The organism is Algoriphagus antarcticus (assembly GCF_002150685.1).
GTDB classification, from domain to species: Bacteria; Bacteroidota; Bacteroidia; order Cytophagales; family Cyclobacteriaceae; genus Algoriphagus; species Algoriphagus antarcticus.
Genome location: NZ_MSSW01000031.1, coordinates 1 through 20,966, shown reverse-complemented (window position 1 = coordinate 20,966; position 20,966 = coordinate 1). Strand labels below are relative to the sequence as shown.

Genomic DNA, 20,966 nt, shown 5'->3' with positions numbered 1-20,966 from the left:
GGCTTTTTTTTTGGGTACTGTTTTTTAACTTTATTCGACTATTCCTTAAAACCACCTTTATGAGAAAGATATTCTTCGCTTTTCTTTTACTCAGTGGCATTTGCGCAGCAAAAGCTCAAACTATTGATTCACCATATTTTGTCCTTGATCCAACTCTTACTCCGGATGCGAAAGAGATTGTTTTCAGTTTCGAAGGAGATCTTTGGAAAGTGCCTGTGGGTGGAGGATCCTCCATGCGCTTGCCTGCTATGGAAGGAATTGAGAGCAGACCCGCTGTATCTCCTGACGGAAAATGGCTGGCATTCACAGCCGAGCAATATGGAAATAAGGACATATTTCTGATGCCTATGGAAGGTGGAGAAATACGCCAGCTGACCTTCCATGAAGGAACTGATGAGGTAGAGTCTTGGAGTTGGCAAAGTGATAAGGTGTATTTCACTTCTGATCGGTACAATAGGTTCTCATCTTATGAAATTGATTTAAATGGTTCTACGCCAAAGCGACTTTTTCCACATTATTTCAATACTATTCACGGGGCAGTCGTTCAGCCAAAAACTGGAGAATTGTATTTTAATGAAACTTGGGAAAGTAAGAACTTTGCCCATCGCAAGCGCTACAAAGGCGAATACAATCCGGATATCAAGTCATACAATCCTGCTACAAAGAACTTCACTCAATACACGGATTACGAAGGAAAGGACTTTGGAGCGACCATTGATCAAAATGGAAATGTGTTTTTCCAATCGGATGAAGCTAACGGAGAATATAACTTATACACATTTAAAGGAAGCACTAAAACGCAGTTGACAGACTTTCCCACTTCCATCATGTGGCCAAAGGTCAGTGCCAATGGTGAAAAAATTGTCTTCCGAAAAGATTACCAGGTTTTTGTCTATGATGTAGCTTCTGGCAATACCAGTCAGCCAAACATTTCCATTTATCAAAATCAAACACTTCAAAAGGATCTTACTCGTCAAGTTGCGGGAAATATATCACATTTTGATGTCTCGCCTGACGGAAATAAAATGGCTTTCGTATCTCGCGGAGTGCTTTTTATCTCTGATGTGAAAGGAAAATTTGCGAAGCAAATTCCCACCGATCCCAAAGAAGCTGTGGAAGAAGTGAAGTGGATGGCTGATAACAAAACCCTCATTTTTTCTCGAACGATAAAAGGATATCACAATTGGTATACAATCTCTGCTCAGAATCCAGAAGAGGAGAAGCAGCTTACTGATGACAAATTCAAAAACCGACAATTTACTTTGAATTCGGATCGTACGCTGGGAGTGTATATCGGAGGAAGGAATGAAGTTCGTGAGATAGATCTAAAGACGTTGGAAAGTAAAACGCTCGTGGAAGATGAGCTTTGGGGCATTTATACGCCAAATGCTTATCTGTCACCTGATGATGAATACGTGGTATTTAGTCCGATTAGGAATTTTGAGAGGGAAGTGATAGTGTATCACAGAGCGACTAAGAAAACGATTAACCTGACGGAGACATTCGTGACAGAGACTTCGCCGTATTGGTCGCCCGACGGCAAATACATTTACTTTTCCACAGATCGCACGCATGCGAGCTATCCTTATGGCACGACCGATGCTCATATTTATCGGATGAAGTTGGAGAAGTTTGCAGATCTTTTTGAGTCGGATAAAGTTGCCGATCTTTTCAAAGAAGAGTCCAAAGATGACAAGACGGACAAGGATAAAAAAGAGGCTAAGGAAGTGAAGCCCTTACCAAAAGTGAAGATCACACGGGGAGATTTCATGGATCGATTGGAACTGGTCGGGCCTGAATTTGGTGAGCAGGGCAATCCTGTGGTCATGCAGAAAGACGATAAAACCTATGTTTTTTATTCCTCCAATCATGATGAGGGAGATTCAAAATTGTGGAAAACTACGCTGGAAGATTTCGAGAAAACAAAAACTGAGAAAATCAGTGACGACAGAATCGGTGGTTTTGAATTGGTACAGGCAAAGGACAAGATATACCTGCTTGCAGGAGGAAAAGTGCATACCCTAGATCCAGCCAGTAATAAGACTGAAGAGATCAAAATTTCACAGGCTTTTGAAAAGAAGCTCAGGGATGAGTTTGAACAAATGTATTATGAGGCTTGGGCAGGGCTGGAGCAAAATTTTTACGACGGAGATTTTCATGGGGAAAACTGGCAGGAACTGCGGGATCGATATGCGGAGTTTTTGCCTTATGTAAGCAGCCGAGAGAATCTTCGCACTATTTTCAATGATATGCTGGGCGAGTTGAATACCTCTCATTTTGGCTTTAGCTCAAACGGGGATGAGGAGAAAGGTTACTTCGGTACCCGCTCGATGAACGCAGGAATTGTCTTTGACGAAGAGAATCCTTTTACAGTGAATCGTATTTTGAAACATAGTCCTGCTGATCTGGATCCTAGGCCAGTGATGTCAGGCGATAAGTTAGTGGTAGTGAATGGAGTGAAAATCAATCCAAACCAAAACCGTGAGTACTACTTTTCTGGGCCTTCAATGGCTGAGGAACTTACATTGACTTTTGATAGAAAGGGCCAAGAAGTGAAGCTGAAAGTTCATCCAGCTTCCACGGGGGAAATGAAAACCTGGCTTTACGATGAATGGATGGATAAAAATGAAGCCTATGTGGACGAAAATTCTGGCGATAAAATCTCATATGTCCACATGAAGAATATGAGTGGCGGCGAGCTACAGCATTTCATGGAAGAGATGGTCTCTGTGAAAGGAAATCGTGAAGGTCTGATTCTCGATCTACGTTATAATACGGGAGGGAATGTGCATGACCAAGTCTTGCAGTTCCTTAGCCAAAAGAGCTATTTACAATGGAAATACCGTGACGGAAAGCTGAGCAATCAGCCGAACTTCTCACCAGCTGATAAACCTATCGTACTCTTAATTAATGAGCAATCACTTTCCGATGCAGAGATGACTGCGGCAGGTTTCAAAGAATTGGGCTTAGGAACCATCATCGGGACAGAGACTTACCGCTGGATTATCTTCACCTCTGGTCAGGGCTTGGTGGACGGATCCTTCTATCGACTACCTGCTTGGGGCTGCTATACGCTTGATGGACGTAATTTAGAGAAAGATGGCGTAGCTCCTGACATCCGAGTGGATGAAGGATTTGTGGATCGACTGGAAGGAAATCAAAAGCAGCTCGATAAGGCGATAGAGGTTATTATGGGGAAGTTAAAGTAGGTTTAATTTAGAATTAGAATGAAAAAAGAAAAATATAAGCATCAATCTTTATTCCAAGTGACTAGATTGTGAGAAGGAATGAATTTTATGACATTGATCCAAAAAGAATCGCCCGTGAAGAAGATAAGTTCTCCAACATTTATTGCCAAGAAGACTTAATGAATTATGGAAACGAAAACTAAAAAAGAATTTGATGCTATTAAAATGGCTCGCGAGATCAAGGACAAATTGAATGCAAAATTTCCAAGATGTCTAATAAGGAAATCGTTGAATATTTCAAGCAGAAACGTTCAAAAACCGACGGCATTAAGCCAAGTGTTTGAGAAATATTTCAGCAAGACGAGCGAGTTAGAAAAACCTTTTATTATGTTAATAAAACGCAAAAAGCCTCCCAAATCGGGAGGCTTTTACTATGTATTGGGGAAGTGATTATTTGATCAGCTCCTTACGCTTCAGGATTGTTTCCATAAATTTTCTCTCATTTTCTGAATTGAAAATACGGAATGGAAGATGGATGAACTGTGCTTTGGACATGTAAAGTACATAAGCATCTTTTCTTTTTTCTGCATTTTTGATCATATTCCACTGGATGGGCATGCCTTGCTTGGTGTTGATTTTCATCAAAATCTGACGGCTGTCAATCTCATAGGCCATCTTGTCAAAAATCACTTTGTTTTGCTCCATCTGAGTCACTCCAGTAAACTGAATCGCCCAAAACAAGACGTAAAGGGCGTATGCTATCAATCCTCCAATTATCCACCAAATCGATGCAATCCAAAAATAACCACACATGATCACCAGTGCGATTGGAATTACCCACCACTGCTCTTTCAGAACATTGATAAGAGCCATTTTGATATAGGTGCCAGTTGGGAGTTGGTATTTTTTTGTTTTTACGATCATCACTTTTCTTTTTCAGAGCGCAAATATCCACCTATCCAAGGGAATTAGCAAGTCCGCTTAAATCATAAAAAAACTTCTTTATTGGAAAACAAATCGGCATTACGATTGATTTCAATATAGTATTCAATTATATTATCTCAAACTTTTAGCAATGAGCAGTCTTGTAATCGATTTGATTCTGTGTGGTTTGGCTTATGTCATCCTGATATTTGTCATGGCAACCATGACCAATAATTCCTTGAGGAAAGGAAATAGCAGTGAAGATGATGGAGATGGGGGAATAGAAGACATTACCCCACCCAAAATTGACTTGCCTCCAGGTGTAGAATGGCCAAGTGATTCTCCAAAATCAAGAATACCTGAGCCAGTAGACTTTTAGTAACACTTATTGCAGACTCCCTGCACCAGTAAACTCATTTCTTTCTTTTTAAAGCCCTGCGGTAGTTTAATATTTGGAAGCGTGATTGCTTCCAAGCAGGTGGTTTCACCGCAAACTTCGCATTTGAAATGCACGTGCTCGTGGTTATGTTCTTCATCATCATGAGAGCAAAGGGCATATTTGGTAGCTCCGCTATCATCGAGAACTTTGTGCACCACGTCTTTATCTACAAATGTCTTAAGCGTACGGTAAATCGTAACACGATCAAACTGGCTATCCAATGATTCTTCCAGATCCGAATGTGCCAAGGCTACTTGTTTGTCCAGAAACTCCCGGATTATTTCTCGTCGACAATCAGTGATTCGAAGCTTATGACTTTGTAGTATGGAAAGAGGTGATGACATATTCATGATTTAGAAACAAAACTAATCAAAAATTGATTTCAAGTGATTATTGTCTCGCAAAGGTATATTCTCGCAGCGGCTCGGGGGCGCAACGTTTCTTATGGTGAAATTTTTTTTTATTGGTCGTCTGCGTAAAGAGTTGGTTGTAGATCAATGAGTTCTCTCAACTTGAATAAGAATAGTCCTTCTCCTTAAAAGACAATCTTTCAAGTAATGGTTAAAAAACGCTGCACCGTTGCACCGCTGCGAGAGATTTTTCAAAAAAAACGGGTGCCGATTTGGCACCCATTTTTTTAAAAGTTTCTCGATTTTACTTTGGATCAAGAATAGTATTTACTCTTTCTAGTGCATCCTCCAAGTGAAGCTTAGACATTCTATCTGAAGTCCTAGCGATTGCAGATTTGATATCTCTTTGAAGTATTTTCAACTCACCTCTAGCCATCGGTCTGATATCTGACTGAGACGCGTTGATCTGCGTTCCTAAATATCTTCTGAAAGATGCCGGGATGATTGGTCCATCGCTTGTCATCAAATATTCCATACGCTCAATATAGGCTCTTTGCAAAGCTCTTCTATGAACGTCGATAGTTTTACCAGCAGGAAGCTCAGACCAGATGCCTTTTCTCAAATCATCAAATAGCTCTGTCATTTTGTAGGCTTCGTCACCATTCAAGGCTTCATTTTCTATCACTCGTCCAAGTCTTCCCAAGTCAAGTACAGAATTCAACGTATTTGCCTGAACACCGCGGATTTTTTCTAATGCACCGAAATCTTCTGTTCTGGCGAAGATATCATCTTGCATCATCCATCCAGGTGTAGTGAAAAGCTCTTTGTTCAAGAAAGCTACTGCCGACTTCTGAATGTCTTTCGAAGTATGAGTATAAATAGGCAAATCCTGTCCGGTGGCTCTATAGACTTCAGCTACACCGCCAACATTGGTTTTTACGTGACCCATATATCTGTTGAATTGTGTGATAACCTGACCGTACATTTCTCCCAAGTCATCAAAGTCTTTGTATGGCTTGTTTGGCTCAGCAGTCCATTCCATTAAGTTTGGCATGATGTGCTTTAAGTTTGCAATACCATACTCAGAAGCTTTCATTGAGTTGTCACCCAAATCTTCACTTTGAGCAGTAGGGTCATAGCTATTTCCCTGACGTCCATATCTGTAAACTGGATCACCTTGCTTTTCCAAGATCCACTTATCCAACGTCATCAATTCATCTTCTGGAGTAGCTGCATCAGGAATTGGTCTGTAGCCCCAAGCTACAGCGTATTTGTCATAAGGGCCTACGTTTGGCATTAAGCTTACTCCCTCGTCACCGGGCTGCGCGATGTAATTGAATCGTGCATAATCCATGATAGATGGGGCAGTTCCCATTTCCTTAGTAAACGCTGCATCCCTCAATTTCTCTACTGGATAAGCATGAGAAGAAGCGAAGTTGTGTGGAAGGCCAAGCGTGTGTCCTACTTCATGAGAAGAGACAAATTGGACCAATCTACCCATTACTTCATCCTTGAACTGTATACTTTGTGCTTCAGGGTTGATCGCTGCAGTTTGGATGAAGAACCAGTTTCTCAGCAAGTTCATCACGTTGTGATACCATCCGATATCAGATTCTAAGATTTCACCTGATCGTGGATCAGATACGTGAGGTCCGTAAGCATTTTGAATATCGGAAGCGAAATATCTGATCACAGAATACCTAGCATCTTCAGGACTCCAATCTGGATCTTCTTCTTTGGTTGGAGCTTCTTTGGCAATGATGGCATTTTTAAAACCAGCAGCTTCAAATGCAACCTGCCAATCATTTACCCCAGCGATCAAGAATGGAATCCACTGCTTAGGAGTAGCAGGATCGATGTAATAAACGATCTGCTTCTTTGGCTCCACTAATTCGCCAGCCTTGAATTTCTCCATGTCCTCTTCCTTCACTTCCAGTCTCCATCGGTCAAGGAACGTGCGATTCTGCGCTTTTTGGGCATCAGCACCGTAATCCACGATAGATCTGCTAAACCAACCAACTCGCTGATCGCCCAAACGCTGCTTCATTGGCTCTTTTGGCAGAAGCAACATCGATGAGTTCATCTCAAGCGTGATAGATCCTGTAGAGCTATTCGAAGGCGGCTCGCTTGCAATGTAAGTCATTACATATCTCGCCTCGATATTGATCGGATAGGTATGGATATGCTCGATATAAGATCTATCCGTATCCAGACGCGTGACTTTGTATTCTGTACGCTGTCCTTTTGGAAGTCCCAAGGCTTGTACATCCTTTGACCATAAATCTGTTGCCTCGATTACGATTCCGGTAGAATCCGTAGCTAGAGATTTGATGGCAAACTTTTGTAGCAATGGCTCCAAATTGGAGTTCTTTACAGCCAAAGCGATCGGAAGAGAATCCGCTGCATAGTTATTTACAGAGATAACTTTAAGGTGGATGTCCTTGTTGTTCTTTTCCCAACGAAGCATTAGCGTGTTGGTGCGCTCACCGCCATAGCCGAGACCATTGGCAGTTTTGGCAATCGTCGTGACCATCAGCATATCTCTGCCTAGCAGGGAGTCAGGAATCTCGTAGTAATACTTATCTTCAATCTGATGAACCTTGAAAAGGCCGTCTTTTGATTTTGCCTTTGCTGTGATTACCTCTTTGTAAGGCTTAGGTTCAGAATCATTAGCTTTTGGTTTGGCAGGAGTAGCTGAGGTAGTAGTTTCATTCTTGGAGTCTTTTTTCTTCTTTTTTTGGGCAAAAGAATCCGTAGAATACAACATAACACCCATTACACCTAAGATTAGTGTTAATCTTCTAAGTAATTTGGGTACGGTATTTCTCATAGTTTATATTTGGTTAAGTAATTTTCTAAACCGTGAATTTCCTCAAAGAGTCTGTAAGGATCAGCCATTTTTGATGAGCGGTTTATATGCAAATTTAAAGGCACAGCGGTGATCGATAAGTACAGTACAGTAGTAATTGGAGGAGGCTTAGCAGGCTTGATATCAGCTTATTTATTGGCCAAAAGCGGACGTGATGTTCTATTGGTCGAAAAGAAGAGCTATCCATTTCATCGCGTATGCGGAGAATATCTGTCCAATGAAGTATTTGATTTTTTGAAAAGGGAAAATCTTCTCCCCACAGGGTATGATCTTCCTACCATTACGCACTTTCTATTTTCTGATACCACTGGTAAAAGTGTTACCACGCTATTGGATATGGGAGGATTCGGAATTAGTCGCTATGTACTTGATGAGCATTTTTATCAGAAAGTGTTAGAAAATGGAGGTGAAGTAAGAACTGGCGTACAGGTAGAGACTGTTTTGTTTGATGAAATCGAAAATCAATTCACGCTGGAATTGGCTGGAGGGGAATCTCTTGCAGCAGAATATGTTATTGGTGCCTTCGGCAAAAGATCCAAACTGGATAAAGTCTTGAAGCGTAGTTTCATCGAAAAAAGGAGTCCGTATATAGGGGTTAAATATCATATTAAAACGGACTTTGATCGGAATACGGTTGCACTTTACAATTTTGAGGGAGGCTATTGTGGATTGAATGCGATAGAAGAGGACAAAGTAAATCTCTGCTATCTGGGCAATCGAGAACATCTCAGAAAGTACGGGTCAATTGAGGCAATGGAACAGGAGATTTTGTGGAAAAACCCAAGCCTAAAACGCTTTTTTACTGATAGCGAGTTTCTCTTGGAAAAGCCCGAAGTGATCAATGAGATTAATTTTGAGAGGAAAGGACCTGTGGAGAATCATATCCTCATGGCGGGCGATTCGGCAGGATTAATCACCCCACTTTGTGGCAATGGAATGGCCATGGCTATACAGTCAGGAAAATTGGCTGCAGAATCAATTTTAGCAGGAAAGACTAGGACGGAAATAGAGTCTAACTACGAGGTTTCTTGGAAAGCACTTTTTGAGAGAAGGCTTTGGCTTGGTCGAAAAGTCCAGCGACTATTTGGGGCTAAGCAGGCTTCAGTTTTCACAAGAAAGCTAATTCAGAATGTGCCTTTCATTGCGAAGCAAATTATAAAAAACACCCACGGTAAGGCATTCTAATAACCCAAAGCCTGCAAGATCTGCGTGTTTTCCAAGAAGTAATAAATGAAGAAGGCATTGAGTGCTAATGCAGAGAAATAATTCATTCCCATCGCCCAATTGTAATTCGCATATTTTATTGGATTCAGTCTGATAAAGCTAAACCAAGTCAAAAAGTAAAGCATAATCGGTGTCATCGCAGTCAGGTAAACCCAAAGTATGTCGGTTTGATTTCGACTAAGGAAAAACCAGGCAAAAGCAGCTCCAGTAATCATAAAAGCCAAGGCTGAAAAGAGAAAAGTGCCTTTGATTCCCAACACCAAACTTAAGGTGCGGTCGCCTCTTCGGCTATCTTCTCCATGCTGGTAAACCTGTGTCAGTGGATAGTTTCCCCATAGCATCAAACTCGTCAAAAGTCCTGCAATCAGCACATGCGGCTTATAAAGCACCTCCCAACTCAAATTGCTAAGGCCTGCATATACCATAGCAAATGTGAAATAGCCTTGGAATAAACCTGCAATAAACCAACTTAGCCATGGGTACTTTTTGATACGGATCGAAGGATGCGAATAAGCCATACTCACTAAGCCATAAATCACCAGCATGAGTGCAAAACTGAAATTAATGCTCGCTCCTATGCCAATAGCAAGCAGGAAAAAAATCAGGGAAAGCCAATAGAGATCTTTGGTGACTTTTGGAGGATGCTTCAGCCCACCTATGCTTTCTTCATCCTTGTCGAAATAGCTGTTGTAGCCGTTGCTTGATGGATAAAGAAATAGATGAATTGCAATAAAAACCCAGAGGATTCTTGACTCATTGTGATTGGGAGTAAGTGCCAGAGCAAAGAAAAACACAGGCATCAAAAAGAGGGAAAAAGGAATTCGAAGATGCTTAAGGGTAGAAAGGGAAATCATATCGTACGTAAGGTTGGGCAAATAACTATTCCGTATGCATATAGTTACATTGCATTCAGCCAATTTAGATATATTCGATTAACTTGATCTAATGAAATATCCATTGGGTGAAACAATTCGGCACCGTTTTGGAAAAAGATAGTAGTGTACCCATTAAATAGTAAGCATGATGACATATTCCCCCAACCCAAATTTTTATCTATGAATATCGGAATAGTAAGTATTGGTTTGGCAAATCCAGGGAAACCGATTGATCAGTCTACCATTTCGAATTTTATGCAAAGAGCGCATCAGCTGGATGAATTGGAATCAAGAAAGTTGAGTTTTCTCTATAGAAAGTCTGGGATTTCCAGTCGATACAGTGTGCTGAGTGATTTTGAAAAATCCGATCCTAAGGACTTTACCTTTTTCCCAAAGTCTAAAGATTTTGAACCTTTCCCGGGCACCAAGGCCAGAATGGAAGTTTTTCGACAAACTGCCCCCCAACTTTGTGAAGATGCGGTGGCTAATTGCCTTTCTAAAACTAAAGTAAATCCTTCCGAAATCACCCATTTGATCTTAGTTTCCTGCACTGGAATGGTGGCTCCTGGGGTGGAATTGGACTTAATGAAAAGACTGGACTTGGATGATTCTGTGGAGCGTTATTGTGTGCATTTCATGGGATGCTATGCCGCATTTACAGGGTTGAAGCTGGCAGATAAAATAGTCAAGGCAGAACCAGAAGCCAAAGTGATGCTGGTATCTGTAGAGCTTTGCACCTTGCATTTTCAGAAAGAATATGTGGAAGACAACATACTCGCCAATTCACTTTTTGGGGATGGAGCTGCTGCTGCTTTAGTAATGAGCTCCGATTCTGGATTGAAAATCAAGTCCTATCTCAGTCAGGTGCTGCGGGAAGGAGAAGGAGATATGGCATGGGGTATTGGGGATTTTGGATTTGAAATGCGACTGAGCAAATATATACCTACACTTTTGGATCAGGGAATTAAGCAATTGAAGGAGAAGTTTGAAGAAAAATTTAAATTATCCAATGTGGACAACTTTGCTATTCATCCTGGTGGAAAGCAGATTCTTCAGAAAGTTCAAGAGGCATTTGGCTTACCTGAGTCTGTAAACGCACATGCAATGCAAGTCTTGAATCAATTCGGAAATATGTCTTCGGCTACCATACTCTTTGTGCTGGAGCGAATGATGCACGATGATAAAATTCAGGGAGAAATACTATCCATGGGATTTGGCCCAGGGCTCACGTTGGAAACTCTACTTCTGGAAAAGTGATGAGCAAATTTGCGCAGCGAAGTAAGGAAAAAGAGCTGATGGACGACCTCAATTGTTCAGGTGAAGAGCTCAATCAAACTTTGCGCGAGCTAAAAACTATCAATCGCTGGCTAGGTGGAAACTATGTGACTACTTCTGGGCTTGCGAAGATTTTTAGAAGTCATCCACAAGATTCATATTCAGTAGCAGACATTGGTTGTGGTGGCGGGGACATGATTAGAGTGATGGATGACTGGGCAAAAAGCCAAAAAAAAGCCATTGATTTTACAGGAATCGATGCCAATAGGAACATTATCGACCTCGCGGCGGTTAGATTAGCTGATTTACCCAAAGTAGTCTGGAGAGCCCAGAATGTTTTTGACACTGAATTTTCAGAAGAAAAAGTAGATATCTCTACTTGTACGCTCTTCACACATCATTTTACAGATAGCGAATTAGTTAAGTTGCTAATATCTCTTCGGGAAAAATCCCGATTGGGTATAGTGATCAACGATTTACACCGACATCCACTAGCTTTTTATAGCATCAAGTGGTTGACTCGTTTGTTTAGCCAGTCTAAGATGGTGCAGCATGATGCATCTCTATCTGTATTGAGGAGCTTTTCCAGAGAAGATTGGAAGCGAATATTGCGTTCTGCTCAGATTGAACACTTTGAAGTAAGCTGGCATTGGGCGTTTCGCTGGCAAGTGAATATTGTATTTTAAGGAATCATCAACCAAAATTAAAGTAATATGGAATTTTCTCAGGAAACGGTAAATGCATTTTATGAACGTGCAATTGACTTGGCGTACTTAATTGTACCGAGGATTATATTTGCTGTAATTTTTTACCTAATTGGCAAATTTATTATAAATGCCCTCCTGAAGGGATTGCGAAATCTTTTGGAAAATAGGGAGACAAATCCATCTCTAAATGAATTTCTTTTTGGGTTTGTTAAAATCATATTATACATCACCCTATTTATGGGAGTGGCAAGTATTCTGGGTGCACCTTTAGGATCCACAGTTGCCATATTTGGTGCAGCAGGCTTGGCTATAGGCTTGGCTTTGCAAGGTTCTCTTTCAAATTTTGCCGGAGGTATTCTGATTTTAGGCTTTAAACCCTTTAAAGTAGGAGATGTCATAGTTGCACAGGGACATACTGGCACAGTAGCTAAAATACAGATTTTGTATACCCACCTGATGACTTTTGATAATTTAGAGGTAGTTATCCCAAATGGTAGTCTGGCTAATTCGGATATCATTAACATGAGTACTCAAGCGACCAGAAGAACTGAATTCAAAGTAGGAGTGGCATATGGTACCAATATCAAACAGGCAAAAGAGATTTTGCTGAATATCTTTGAGAACGATCCTCGTGCCCTCCAGGATCCAGCACCTTTTGTAGCGTTGACAAATTTCGGAGATAGTTCTTTAGATATGGTGGTCAGAGTTTGGGCCAAATCGTCAGAAATGTGGCCAATGCACTTCGATGGTATGGAGGCAATTAACACTGAATTTGAAAAAGCTGGAATTGAGATCCCTTTCCCTCAACGTGTTGTTTATCAGATCAAAGAAAAAGCATCTGAAGAAGAATCAAATTCTTAACAAGCTCTAAACCAATAAAAAAGGCGATCAATTTTGATCGTCTTTTTGCACTTAGAACTTCTTGATGACTTCTTCGAGTGACTTTCGGTGGATGTCTGGCACATAGGTTTCTGCTTTGGGATATCCTACAGGAATCAATAGGTATGGTTTCTCGTTGAAAGGTCTTTCCAAAATCTCACTAAGGAAATTCATCGGACTTGGCGTGTGCGTCACAGCGGCTAGACCAGCTTGGTGAATGGCTGCGATGAGGAAGCCACAGGCTATTCCCACAGATTCATTGACATAGTAGTGCTGTATTTTTTCTCCATTTTCCATACCATAGGACTGTTTGAAAACTACGATCAAATACGGAGCTTCTTCTAGAAAAGGCTTTTCCCACGTTGTACCTAGTGGTTTCAAATCTGCTTTCCAATTATCAGGCATTCTGGAGGAGTAACTGGTTTTTTCCTCCTCTTCGGCAGCATTTCTGATTTTCTTTTTGATACTGAGATCTGAAATTAAGCAAAATGTCCAAGGCTGCTTATGCGCACCAGAAGGGGCTGTACTTGCAGTAAGGATGATGTTTTCCAGAACTTCCGGCGGTACTGGACGTGTATCAAATTCCCTGACAGTGCGTCTTTGATCCATATCCTGATAAAACTGCTCAGAACGCTCGATCATTTCTTCAGGGCTGAGCTGCGGACGTTCGTATCGAACATGCTCAAAACCTTCAATTAATTTTTTATCCATAAACAAAAACGGCTACCTCGAAAGATAGCCGTTTTGATATTATTATGGGAAGGGAATTAGTCCAACGTTACAGGTTTGGATCCATCTGGATAAAAGATGGTAGCCAATTTATCGCAAGCACCATCTCCATAATCAACTGAAGCTTCAATTCCTCTGAACTGAAATTCCAAGATGCCAGAAAGGGGAACATTTACGCCTGAATCGATACAGCTTTTCTCGTAAGTCAATGCTTGTGTAACGGAGCTAGTGTATTCAAAGCCGTTACGACTAGTTCCTGTAGCATTTCCTGTGACAGAGGCTTCATAGCCGCCTTGAGCACTTAGCTTGATGTCGCGTACTTGATCGCTTGTCAAGGTTACGAAGGTAGCGTCAGGCCAAGTTACTTTTCCATTTTGGATTTTAACATCTAAGCTAATCGTATTCGTCTCTAGGTTTGCACCTTTATTAATAAGAGTTCTGGTGCCTTCTACTTTAAGACCATCTACCTCATATCCGTCAAATGTTGTGGTGATTTTTGCTCCTGTGAATAGTAAGTTTCCAGTATAAGAAAGCATGACGATTCCTTTTCTGGTCACGCCGCCAGCACTGGTACAGCCTTCGCCAAAATCAACCGTAATCTTCTTTTTAGCTTCATCTAAGGTAACCAAAGCTCCTTCGCAAAGATTACCACTTGGAATGTTAGCGGTGGTCCTTGCACTGAGGCCAGAGTTGCTAAGCACTGTGAGTGTAAGGTTGTTTAAATCTTCAAAGGTCCTATTGACCTCAGTATCTTCGTTCACTACTGAAAGATCAGGCACAGGTGCACTATCATCGTTACAGCTTGAGACGAGAATTGCGCCAAACATCAAGAGAAATAGGGTAAAGAAATTAAATGATTTTTTCATGGGGTAATTAGATTGGTAATAGTTTTGGTTTTTATTTAGTTGATTTCTTTGTTGTATTGTTAGGCTTTTTGGTCTTTCCGCCGACGCAGCCGATGTTTTGGGTAAATGGGATATCATTGGGTAGTATTCCCATGCCTTCAGTCGGATCCCATTCTTCCGCTTCTATTTCTTTTTCAGGTGGCTTTTTGCTTTTGTTGGTTTTCATTCCTTATCAGTTTGGTAAATGTCAAACGCCAACGACCGGCTAAAAATTTGAATAGGGGACAAGGATTGCGCCAATTTGAATAGTTAGCTTGGTTCAATTCCTATCTTTGGGCATGAAAGGATTTGATTTTGAAAACTCTGGTCTTGAAGAGAAGCTGAAAACGGTGAAAAGTAAGGCGGGAACCTTGTCATTTCTACGGTTGGTTGTCTTTTTTGTAATGGTCGGATTATTTGTACTGTCGGTATCTGAGAGTCTCGTTTTGTTGCTTGCTTTCGGGTTTTCGGTAGTTGTTTTTGTTTCCTTGGTGGGAAAATATAGTGATCAGAAAGACCAAGAGGCAATTTATTTGGCTTTGGAGAAAATGAATTTAATTAGGGAAAAGCGGATTTCCAGAAAGCTGAAAAGTCTTGATGCAGGAATTGAATTTCAAGAAAAGGCACACCCATTTTCTAACGACCTTGATCTGTTTGGAGATCACTCTCTTTTTCAATTAGCGAATCATACCGTTTCTAAGAAAGGAAAAGAAGCTCTAGCAGCAAAAATCAAGTCTGGTTTTGATCTTGATAAAGCAGCGACTTTTCGTGCAGCTGCTGCTGAGTTATCCACAAAATCAAATTTTCTTCTTGCTATGGAAAGCATAGGTTTGGCCTTCTATAACGAAGAGAAATCAAATTCTGGGTGGATTAAGTGGCTGGAAGAAGAAGATAAGAGCACAGGTTTAATTTCAATTTTTGCTTTCGTTGGGCCAATCGGGGGACTTGCTCTTTCGATTTTGGTTTATTTAGGAATCATTCCAGGAGCTTTGATGGGTGTATGGATATTGATTGGAATGATATTTCTGGGCATGGTTTTTAAGCCCTTGAAAAGAGCGGCCGAGTCTATTCCAAGTAGAAATCAACTTAAGACCTATCGCTATTGGCTCGCAGTTTTGGAAAAAGAGTATTTGGAATCACCGCTTTTGAAAGAGATGCAGGCTCCATTTCTCACCAAGGAGGTCAAAGCTTCTGCACTTTTTGATCAATTGGATAGTTTGGGACTTTGGATACAGAACAGAATCAACATCCTCTATATTCCTTTAAATCTGTTTCTTTGGACCGATCTGTTTTTATACCTCAGACTAGTTTCTTGGAAGAAAAAGTATGGAAATATTGTTGCTCATTTCCCTGCCCAATTGGTGGAATGGGAGGTTCTGATTTCTCTGGGAGCATTTGAAAATGAAGTCGGTGGAAAAGGAAGAGTCATTTCAGTAGAGAAAGGATTGATAGGAAAGGCAGTTTCGCATCCTTTGCTTAAGCCTGAAGTAGCTGTTCCAAACGATTTCATAATCGATGGAAATCAACAGTTAATGTTGCTGACTGGCGCAAATATGAGTGGGAAAACCACCTTCATGCGAACGCTGGGGATTAATTGTGTGTTGGTCAATCTAGGTTTGAGTCCCTTTTCTCAGGAGTTTGGTTTTAGTGGTTTTCAGCTTTATACCAGCATGAGAAATACGGATAATTTGGGAGAAAGCGTGAGTTCATTTTATGCCGAACTTAGCCGCATCAAGCAGCTGATAGATAGAATAGAAAATGGAGAAGAAATCTTCTTTCTGTTGGATGAAATCCTCAAGGGTACGAATACGGAAGATCGAATTGCGGGATCAGAAGCGTTGATTAGACAAGTGGATAATACAAAGGCTTTGGGGATTATCAGCACACATGATATTGAGCTTGCGGAGTTGGAGACTCGAATGAGTTCAGTAAAGAATTACAGTTTTCATTCAGAAATCCACGATCAAAATATAGACTTTGATTACAAAATTAAACGGGGGGCATGCCCGAGTTTCAATGCACATAAACTTATGGAACTGATGGGAATTCGCTTTCAGCAAGAAAAGTAGATTTCCATTCCTGAGATGACCTTGTAAATCTGCCAGTGACCTTCATTTGTTTGGTTTAAAGACTTGAAGACAAGTAACCAAAGACCGGGGTAGCTTATCGCTAGAGGTGGCGGAAACTTATACTAGTTTCTTCCTATCACTGACATGAAAGGAAGAACAAATTTGATTTTAAATATACTATGGCTATACCATCGCAATCACCCATTTTGGGAGTCCTCGGAGGAGGTCAATTGGGCCGAATGCTTATTCAGTCGGCAATCAATTACAATCAAGATGTCCACATTCTGGATCCAGATCCAAATGCTCCCTGTAAGGATCTCTGCCAGCGATTTACGGTGGGTTCACTGAAGGATTACAATACTGTTTATGCATTTGGACATGGCTGCGATGTAATTACGGTTGAGATTGAAAGCGTTAATACCGAGGCGCTTGAGCAATTGCAGCGAGAAGGGAAGAAGGTTTATCCTCAGCCGCATATCTTAAGTCTCATCAAGGATAAAAGAAAACAGAAGCGGTTTTACCAACAGCATGGAATCCCGACAGCTGATTTTATTTTGACAGCAGACAAAGCTGAAGTCATCCAAAATTCTGATTTTTTGCCTGCAGTGAATAAATTGGGAAAAGAAGGGTATGATGGACGGGGTGTTCAAGTATTAAGAACTGAAGCTGATTTAGAAAAAGCCTTTGATGCTCCAGGGATCTTGGAAAAGCTGATCGACTTCGATAAGGAGATTGCAGTCACAGTGGCAAGAAATGAAGCTGGTGATTTGATCGCTTATCCTGCGGTGGAATGTGCTTTTCATCCAACAGCCAATTTGGTTGAGTTTCTTTTTGCGCCAGCAGGAATCTCCAAAGAAGTGGCCGAAAAAGCTGAACAAATAGCCAAGGATGTGATTCTTAAATTGGGAATGGTTGGTATTCTTGCTGTGGAGATGTTTGTGACCAAAGATGGGGAAGTATTGGTCAATGAGGTCGCTCCTAGACCACATAACAGTGGACACCATACGATAGAGGCGAATTTCACCTCCCAGTTTGAGCAGCATTTACGTTCGGTGATGAATTGGCCGCTAGGCAATCCAGACTTGAGATGTCCTGCGGCAATGATTAATTTGCTAGGAGAAGATGGTTTTATAGGGCCTGTTTTAGTAGAAGGTCAGGATGAAGCACTGGCTGAACGAGGTGTTTACATTCATTTGTATGGAAAGAAAATTACTAAGCCATTCAGAAAAATGGGGCATGTGACCATTTTAGCTGATACAATATCAGGCTTGAAGGAAAAAGCGCAACGAATCAAAGAGTTAATCAAAATCAAAGCTATATAATGAATCCACAAGTAGGTATTATCATGGGAAGTCAATCAGATCTTCCTATCATGGCAGAAGCTGCGCAAATGCTTGAAGAATTTGGCGTGAACTATGAATTGACGGTAGTTTCTGCTCATCGAACACCACAGCGAATGATAGATTATGCCCAATCTGCACGTGAACGAGGCATCAAAGTAATCGTAGCAGGGGCTGGTGGAGCAGCACATTTGCCAGGAATGGTAGCCTCGATGACGAGCCTTCCTGTGATCGGGGTTCCTATCAAAAGCTCTAATTCCATCGATGGCTGGGATAGTATATTGTCTATTTTACAGATGCCAGCCGGTATTCCTGTGGCAGCTGTGGCTCTAAATGGCGGGAAAAATGCCGGAATTCTCGCAGCTTCGATTGTCGGTTCTTTCGATGCTAAAGTCGCAGAAAGTTTAGATGTATACAAAAAGACACTCAAAGAAAAGGTGGAGGAATCCGCAGCACTACTAGAGGCTAAAGGCTGGAAAGAGATACTTAAGAAATAAAAGCAGTATGATTGTGCTCATCCGATTGCTATCGGATGTCGCCAGTTCGTGTAATTTCTTTGGTTATTGGCTGAAAGACCCCAGTGTGATTTCTGCCAGGGATTAAGGGAGACCGATTTTGGCTCCTTAACGGGTGAGTTTACCAAATCCTAAGATTCCTCGCAATATGCCAGCGCAAGGTGTTTTTGACTTTATTTTAGGTATAGTAGAAATAGCGACCTCTGCTAAAACCTCTGTGCTCACCGTGGTTAAAAAAAATATAAGAAATGCGGCTGAAAAGCCGCATTTTAATTGATTGTCATGAATTGGAAAAAGATTGTTCGATTTAAAATAGGGGATGTTCCTTGGGAAGTTCCTTTAGACGTGTTAGTCCTTTTAGGAGTGATCACCTTGGTTTTGATGGGAGTTGGAGCCTATTTTGGTTTCCAATTTGGCAGTGGTTAGTACGTAAAGATTCCCCAGCCGTCATCATTTTTATCGTTAGGATCAAATCCCTTTTGCCATTCAATAAAGAGTAAACGATACTCTTCTATAGCCTCTCGCAGCAGCTCCAAATGCTCTTCTGCATGGGTTTCTTCCATTCCCAATTGATATGTCATGGTATTGAGGCTTTTCGCATGCACTTTCATGACGACAGCTTTCTCCATTTTCAGCACATAGTCAGAAATACCTTCCGCTCCAGCGAATTTGGCACTCATGACCATGGCGTCTTCCATCATGATATTGCCATAAAGCTCTTTCCTAGCCTCATCCAAACTTCCAACTAGCGCACGGGTCAAGCCAAAGATATCCTTGGCCTTTTTCATCAATGGGTGCTTATAAATGCTATCGTGCTCCTTGCCCGCATCGAACTCATCGTCCTCATCCCATTCTGCCTCATCGTCGTCGAAATCGTCCCACATATGGCAGTAGTTATTTAGAAAGGTAATTTATCTTCTTCTCCCTCGGAATGGAAAGTGTCCACTTCAGGCATGGCTGATGTCGCTGCAGATCCACCACCGCTTTTCTCTACTCTAAAAGCCTTCACTTCAGTGTACCATCTACCATTGTATTCTCTACTTTCCACATCTATACTCAAGGTAACATTCTCACCTTCGTTGATAGAAAACTGATCGATTTTGTCTCCCCAGAGTGATACACAAACCTTTTTAGGGTATTGTCCTCCCGTTTCTAATATGAATTCCTGTTTTCTCCAGGCGTTGCCACTTTTTGAATTTCCACCTACTTCGGGTAGTTTTTGGATTACTTTTCCACTCAATTCCATTGTCGTATTTTTAAATTTCTATCTCCGCGAAGTTACACAATGCGGTTGAAATCTTCTGTTAGGAACATAGCAAATTGCATTGTACCGAACTTTGATTTCAACATTTTTGGCATAAACATTGGGTAATGTCAATTCTAAATTCTGTATGTTTCAAATATAATTTTGCCTCTGGCTTTGTCTGAGAAATATAATTTGGATTTTAATCTAGATTATATTTGTCAGATAAAATCTACGAATTTTCTTTGCAGAGTTGTTTTCTAAATCCTACTTTTAAAATTCATTCCTTTTCTTTCACCCTTACCCGATACTATGGCCTAGACCTTTACGTTTATAATAAACCAACTTAAAATGAGTAAACGAATTGGTCCAAAGGACAGCGAATTGATTGCACAGTATCGAAATGGTAGTGATGCAGCCTTTGATCTATTAGTAGATCGATACCAAAGTAAGATGTACACCACAATATTTCTGATCGTTAAGGATCAGAAAGTAGCTGAAGATTTGCTTCAAGATGTATTTGTGAAGGTGGTCAAAACACTCAATTCAGATAAATACAATGAAGAAGGGAAATTTCAGCCTTGGGTGATGAGAATAGCTCATAATCTTGCCATTGATTATTTCAGAAAGGCCAAAAGGTATCCTACCATACTAATGGAGGATGGGTCTAATATTTTCAATTCGCTCAGATTTGCGGAGGAAAATGTGGAAGACCGACAGGTAAGAGAAGAGAATATTGAGCTAGTAAAGCGCCTGATTGAGGAACTCCCCGAGGCTCAAAAGCAGGTTTTGATTATGCGGCATTACTTGGATATGAGTTTTCAAGAGATATCAGAGCAGACGGGTGTAAGTATAAATACCGCTCTTGGACGCATGCGATACGCCCTGATTCACCTGCGGAAAAAGATGAAACAACTAAATTTTGAATATGATAAAACCATTTACCCCAAATGACTTGGTAAGGTATATTTACCAGGAAATGTCGGAGGTAGAGCAAGAACTCTTAGTGCAAGCCTTACATAGTGATAATTCACTAATGCAAGAATATGTAGAAATGCTGAGCACAATAGAGCAAATGGATCAAATCCAGCTTCAACCTTCGGAAAAAGTAGTACAAGCGATCAAGTCGAGAGCTCAATCTACGGGACTCGAGCGAGTCTGAAATCACGGTAATCCCGCAATGTGCGGGATTTTTTTATTTTAAAGTAGTCTCCATAGGATCAGGCGCTTGCTGAAATAGCTCAGAGTAATTTTCTAACGTAAAGCAGTGACCTAGATTAGGTATTTTGATAAAGGCATAAACTACTCTATCCTCATTCAAAGCAACTACTAAAAGTTCACTTTGTGAAATCGGGACAATACTTACTGGTGTGCCATGGTTAAAGATTTGATTGTCTAAATGAGGATGTAAATAGGGTCTGCTTAGAAAATAAAAAAGGGTGCTATTGATACAATC

The 20,966-nt window shown here is 40.9% G+C and carries 21 protein-coding genes and 1 pseudogene; 12 read left to right on the top strand and 10 right to left on the bottom strand.

What is annotated here, in order from left to right; genetic code table 11:
- The first annotated feature begins 59 nt into the window (after window positions 1-59).
- Window positions 60-3,209: a S41 family peptidase gene (locus BVH04_RS11685; protein WP_086541748.1), complete on the top strand. Its 3,150-nt coding sequence runs from the start codon at window positions 60-62 to the stop codon at window positions 3,207-3,209.
- Window positions 3,210-3,638: 429 nt separating this feature from the next.
- On the opposite strand, the gene BVH04_RS11675 is transcribed toward BVH04_RS11685, so the two are convergent.
- Window positions 3,639-4,112: a YcxB family protein gene (locus tag BVH04_RS11675; RefSeq protein ID WP_086541651.1), complete on the bottom strand. Its 474-nt coding sequence runs from the start codon at window positions 4,110-4,112 to the stop codon at window positions 3,639-3,641.
- A 151-nt stretch (window positions 4,113-4,263) separates the two neighbouring features.
- Here BVH04_RS11675 and BVH04_RS11670 point away from each other — a divergent pair, with 151 nt between their 5' ends.
- Window positions 4,264-4,491: a hypothetical protein gene (locus BVH04_RS11670; RefSeq protein ID WP_086541650.1), complete on the top strand. Its 228-nt coding sequence runs from the start codon at window positions 4,264-4,266 to the stop codon at window positions 4,489-4,491.
- Here BVH04_RS11670 and BVH04_RS11665 read toward each other — a convergent pair.
- Together BVH04_RS11665 and BVH04_RS11660 are read right to left on the bottom strand one after the other, a co-directional pair.
- Window positions 4,488-4,895, bottom strand: coding sequence for a Fur family transcriptional regulator (locus BVH04_RS11665; RefSeq protein ID WP_086541747.1), 408 nt, complete (start codon window positions 4,893-4,895; stop codon window positions 4,488-4,490). The two genes, BVH04_RS11670 and BVH04_RS11665, sit on opposite strands and share 4 nt — an antisense overlap.
- A 310-nt stretch (window positions 4,896-5,205) precedes the next feature.
- Entirely contained in the window at window positions 5,206-7,731 is a 2,526-nt protein-coding gene (locus BVH04_RS11660; protein ID WP_086541649.1) for a zinc-dependent metalloprotease, read from the bottom strand.
- A 108-nt stretch (window positions 7,732-7,839) separates the two neighbouring features.
- On the opposite strand from BVH04_RS11660, the gene BVH04_RS11655 reads away from it, so the two are divergent.
- Window positions 7,840-8,955 carry an NAD(P)/FAD-dependent oxidoreductase gene (locus BVH04_RS11655; RefSeq protein ID WP_317045498.1) on the top strand — a complete coding sequence of 372 codons (1,116 nt, stop codon included), beginning with the start codon at window positions 7,840-7,842 and terminating at the stop codon, window positions 8,953-8,955.
- On the opposite strand, the gene BVH04_RS11650 is transcribed toward BVH04_RS11655, so the two are convergent.
- A complete protein-coding gene (locus BVH04_RS11650; RefSeq protein ID WP_086541648.1) occupies window positions 8,952-9,848 on the bottom strand; it encodes a UbiA family prenyltransferase in 897 nt (298 codons plus the stop codon). The two genes, BVH04_RS11655 and BVH04_RS11650, sit on opposite strands and share 4 nt — an antisense overlap.
- Window positions 9,849-10,049: 201 nt before the next feature.
- Between BVH04_RS11650 and BVH04_RS11645 the strand changes: the two genes are divergently transcribed.
- From BVH04_RS11645 to BVH04_RS11635, 3 genes are read left to right on the top strand one after another with little or no spacing between them, the layout of a single operon-like run.
- On the top strand, window positions 10,050-11,126 hold the full coding sequence (locus tag BVH04_RS11645) for a type III polyketide synthase (protein ID WP_086541647.1): 1,077 nt from the start codon (window positions 10,050-10,052) through the stop codon (window positions 11,124-11,126).
- Window positions 11,126-11,830: a methyltransferase domain-containing protein gene (locus tag BVH04_RS11640; RefSeq protein ID WP_086541646.1), complete on the top strand. Its 705-nt coding sequence runs from the start codon at window positions 11,126-11,128 to the stop codon at window positions 11,828-11,830. The genes BVH04_RS11645 and BVH04_RS11640 overlap by 1 nt, the downstream gene beginning before the upstream one ends.
- 27 nt (window positions 11,831-11,857) lie before the next feature.
- A complete protein-coding gene (locus BVH04_RS11635) occupies window positions 11,858-12,712 on the top strand; it encodes a mechanosensitive ion channel family protein (RefSeq protein ID WP_086541645.1) in 855 nt (284 codons plus the stop codon).
- 51 nt (window positions 12,713-12,763) lie between these two features.
- Here the strand turns inward: BVH04_RS11635 and BVH04_RS11630 are convergent, their stop codons facing one another.
- The 3 genes from BVH04_RS11630 to BVH04_RS25440 are packed head-to-tail and all read right to left on the bottom strand — an operon-like array spanning window position 12,764 to window position 14,530.
- Complete coding sequence (locus BVH04_RS11630) at window positions 12,764-13,441, bottom strand: nitroreductase family protein (RefSeq protein WP_086541644.1); 678 nt, start codon at window positions 13,439-13,441, stop codon at window positions 12,764-12,766.
- A 56-nt stretch (window positions 13,442-13,497) separates the two neighbouring features.
- On the bottom strand, window positions 13,498-14,325 hold the full coding sequence (locus BVH04_RS11625) for a hypothetical protein (protein ID WP_140160576.1): 828 nt from the start codon (window positions 14,323-14,325) through the stop codon (window positions 13,498-13,500).
- Window positions 14,326-14,356: 31 nt separating this feature from the next.
- Entirely contained in the window at window positions 14,357-14,530 is a 174-nt protein-coding gene (locus tag BVH04_RS25440; RefSeq protein WP_169714414.1) for a hypothetical protein, read from the bottom strand.
- A gap of 112 nt (window positions 14,531-14,642) precedes the next feature.
- Here BVH04_RS25440 and BVH04_RS11620 point away from each other — a divergent pair, with 112 nt between their 5' ends.
- The 4 genes from BVH04_RS11620 (at window position 14,643) to BVH04_RS25435 (ending at window position 18,693) form a co-directional block, all read left to right on the top strand.
- Entirely contained in the window at window positions 14,643-16,412 is a 1,770-nt protein-coding gene (locus tag BVH04_RS11620; RefSeq protein WP_086541642.1) for a MutS-related protein, read from the top strand.
- A 179-nt stretch (window positions 16,413-16,591) separates the two neighbouring features.
- Complete coding sequence (locus BVH04_RS11615; protein ID WP_086541641.1) at window positions 16,592-17,734, top strand: 5-(carboxyamino)imidazole ribonucleotide synthase; 1,143 nt, start codon at window positions 16,592-16,594, stop codon at window positions 17,732-17,734.
- On the top strand, window positions 17,734-18,249 hold the full coding sequence (gene purE, locus BVH04_RS11610) for a 5-(carboxyamino)imidazole ribonucleotide mutase (protein ID WP_086541640.1): 516 nt from the start codon (window positions 17,734-17,736) through the stop codon (window positions 18,247-18,249). The genes BVH04_RS11615 and purE overlap by 1 nt, the downstream gene beginning before the upstream one ends.
- Window positions 18,250-18,549: 300 nt before the next feature.
- A complete protein-coding gene (locus BVH04_RS25435; protein WP_169714413.1) occupies window positions 18,550-18,693 on the top strand; it encodes a hypothetical protein in 144 nt (47 codons plus the stop codon).
- On the opposite strand, the gene BVH04_RS11605 is transcribed toward BVH04_RS25435, so the two are convergent.
- Together BVH04_RS11605 and BVH04_RS11600 are read right to left on the bottom strand one after the other, a co-directional pair.
- Window positions 18,690-19,151: a hypothetical protein gene (locus BVH04_RS11605; RefSeq protein WP_086541639.1), complete on the bottom strand. Its 462-nt coding sequence runs from the start codon at window positions 19,149-19,151 to the stop codon at window positions 18,690-18,692. The genes BVH04_RS25435 and BVH04_RS11605 overlap by 4 nt on opposite strands.
- A gap of 14 nt (window positions 19,152-19,165) precedes the next feature.
- On the bottom strand, window positions 19,166-19,513 hold the full coding sequence (locus tag BVH04_RS11600; protein ID WP_086541638.1) for a DUF3127 domain-containing protein: 348 nt from the start codon (window positions 19,511-19,513) through the stop codon (window positions 19,166-19,168).
- A 348-nt stretch (window positions 19,514-19,861) separates the two neighbouring features.
- Here BVH04_RS11600 and BVH04_RS11595 point away from each other — a divergent pair, with 348 nt between their 5' ends.
- Both BVH04_RS11595 and BVH04_RS11590 read left to right on the top strand, forming a co-directional pair.
- A complete protein-coding gene (locus tag BVH04_RS11595) occupies window positions 19,862-20,464 on the top strand; it encodes an RNA polymerase sigma factor (protein WP_086541637.1) in 603 nt (200 codons plus the stop codon).
- Window positions 20,439-20,672: a hypothetical protein gene (locus BVH04_RS11590; protein WP_086541636.1), complete on the top strand. Its 234-nt coding sequence runs from the start codon at window positions 20,439-20,441 to the stop codon at window positions 20,670-20,672. The genes BVH04_RS11595 and BVH04_RS11590 overlap by 26 nt, the downstream gene beginning before the upstream one ends.
- Before the next feature lie 33 nt (window positions 20,673-20,705).
- Here the strand turns inward: BVH04_RS11590 and BVH04_RS25800 are convergent.
- Window positions 20,706-20,966: pseudogene (locus BVH04_RS25800) on the bottom strand (hypothetical protein); the annotation flags it as partial.

What these genes read in the sequence shown, in the direction of transcription:
- BVH04_RS11685 (WP_086541748.1), top strand. Translation starts at nt 60, where the DNA reads ATGAGAAAGATATTCTTCGCTTTTCTTTTACTCAGTGGCATTTGCGCA.
- BVH04_RS11675 (WP_086541651.1), bottom strand. Translation starts at nt 4,112, where the DNA reads ATGATCGTAAAAACAAAAAAATACCAACTCCCAACTGGCACCTATATC.
- BVH04_RS11670 (WP_086541650.1), top strand. Translation starts at nt 4,264, where the DNA reads ATGAGCAGTCTTGTAATCGATTTGATTCTGTGTGGTTTGGCTTATGTC.
- BVH04_RS11665 (WP_086541747.1), bottom strand. Translation starts at nt 4,895, where the DNA reads ATGTCATCACCTCTTTCCATACTACAAAGTCATAAGCTTCGAATCACT.
- BVH04_RS11660 (WP_086541649.1), bottom strand. Translation starts at nt 7,731, where the DNA reads ATGAGAAATACCGTACCCAAATTACTTAGAAGATTAACACTAATCTTA.
- BVH04_RS11650 (WP_086541648.1), bottom strand. Translation starts at nt 9,848, where the DNA reads ATGATTTCCCTTTCTACCCTTAAGCATCTTCGAATTCCTTTTTCCCTC.
- BVH04_RS11645 (WP_086541647.1), top strand. Translation starts at nt 10,050, where the DNA reads ATGAATATCGGAATAGTAAGTATTGGTTTGGCAAATCCAGGGAAACCG.
- BVH04_RS11640 (WP_086541646.1), top strand. Translation starts at nt 11,126, where the DNA reads ATGAGCAAATTTGCGCAGCGAAGTAAGGAAAAAGAGCTGATGGACGAC.
- BVH04_RS11635 (WP_086541645.1), top strand. Translation starts at nt 11,858, where the DNA reads ATGGAATTTTCTCAGGAAACGGTAAATGCATTTTATGAACGTGCAATT.
- BVH04_RS11630 (WP_086541644.1), bottom strand. Translation starts at nt 13,441, where the DNA reads ATGGATAAAAAATTAATTGAAGGTTTTGAGCATGTTCGATACGAACGT.
- BVH04_RS11625 (WP_140160576.1), bottom strand. Translation starts at nt 14,325, where the DNA reads ATGAAAAAATCATTTAATTTCTTTACCCTATTTCTCTTGATGTTTGGC.
- BVH04_RS25440 (WP_169714414.1), bottom strand. Translation starts at nt 14,530, where the DNA reads ATGAAAACCAACAAAAGCAAAAAGCCACCTGAAAAAGAAATAGAAGCG.
- BVH04_RS11620 (WP_086541642.1), top strand. Translation starts at nt 14,643, where the DNA reads ATGAAAGGATTTGATTTTGAAAACTCTGGTCTTGAAGAGAAGCTGAAA.
- BVH04_RS11615 (WP_086541641.1), top strand. Translation starts at nt 16,592, where the DNA reads ATGGCTATACCATCGCAATCACCCATTTTGGGAGTCCTCGGAGGAGGT.
- purE (WP_086541640.1), top strand. Translation starts at nt 17,734, where the DNA reads ATGAATCCACAAGTAGGTATTATCATGGGAAGTCAATCAGATCTTCCT.
- BVH04_RS25435 (WP_169714413.1), top strand. Translation starts at nt 18,550, where the DNA reads ATGAATTGGAAAAAGATTGTTCGATTTAAAATAGGGGATGTTCCTTGG.
- BVH04_RS11605 (WP_086541639.1), bottom strand. Translation starts at nt 19,151, where the DNA reads ATGTGGGACGATTTCGACGACGATGAGGCAGAATGGGATGAGGACGAT.
- BVH04_RS11600 (WP_086541638.1), bottom strand. Translation starts at nt 19,513, where the DNA reads ATGGAATTGAGTGGAAAAGTAATCCAAAAACTACCCGAAGTAGGTGGA.
- BVH04_RS11595 (WP_086541637.1), top strand. Translation starts at nt 19,862, where the DNA reads ATGAGTAAACGAATTGGTCCAAAGGACAGCGAATTGATTGCACAGTAT.
- BVH04_RS11590 (WP_086541636.1), top strand. Translation starts at nt 20,439, where the DNA reads ATGATAAAACCATTTACCCCAAATGACTTGGTAAGGTATATTTACCAG.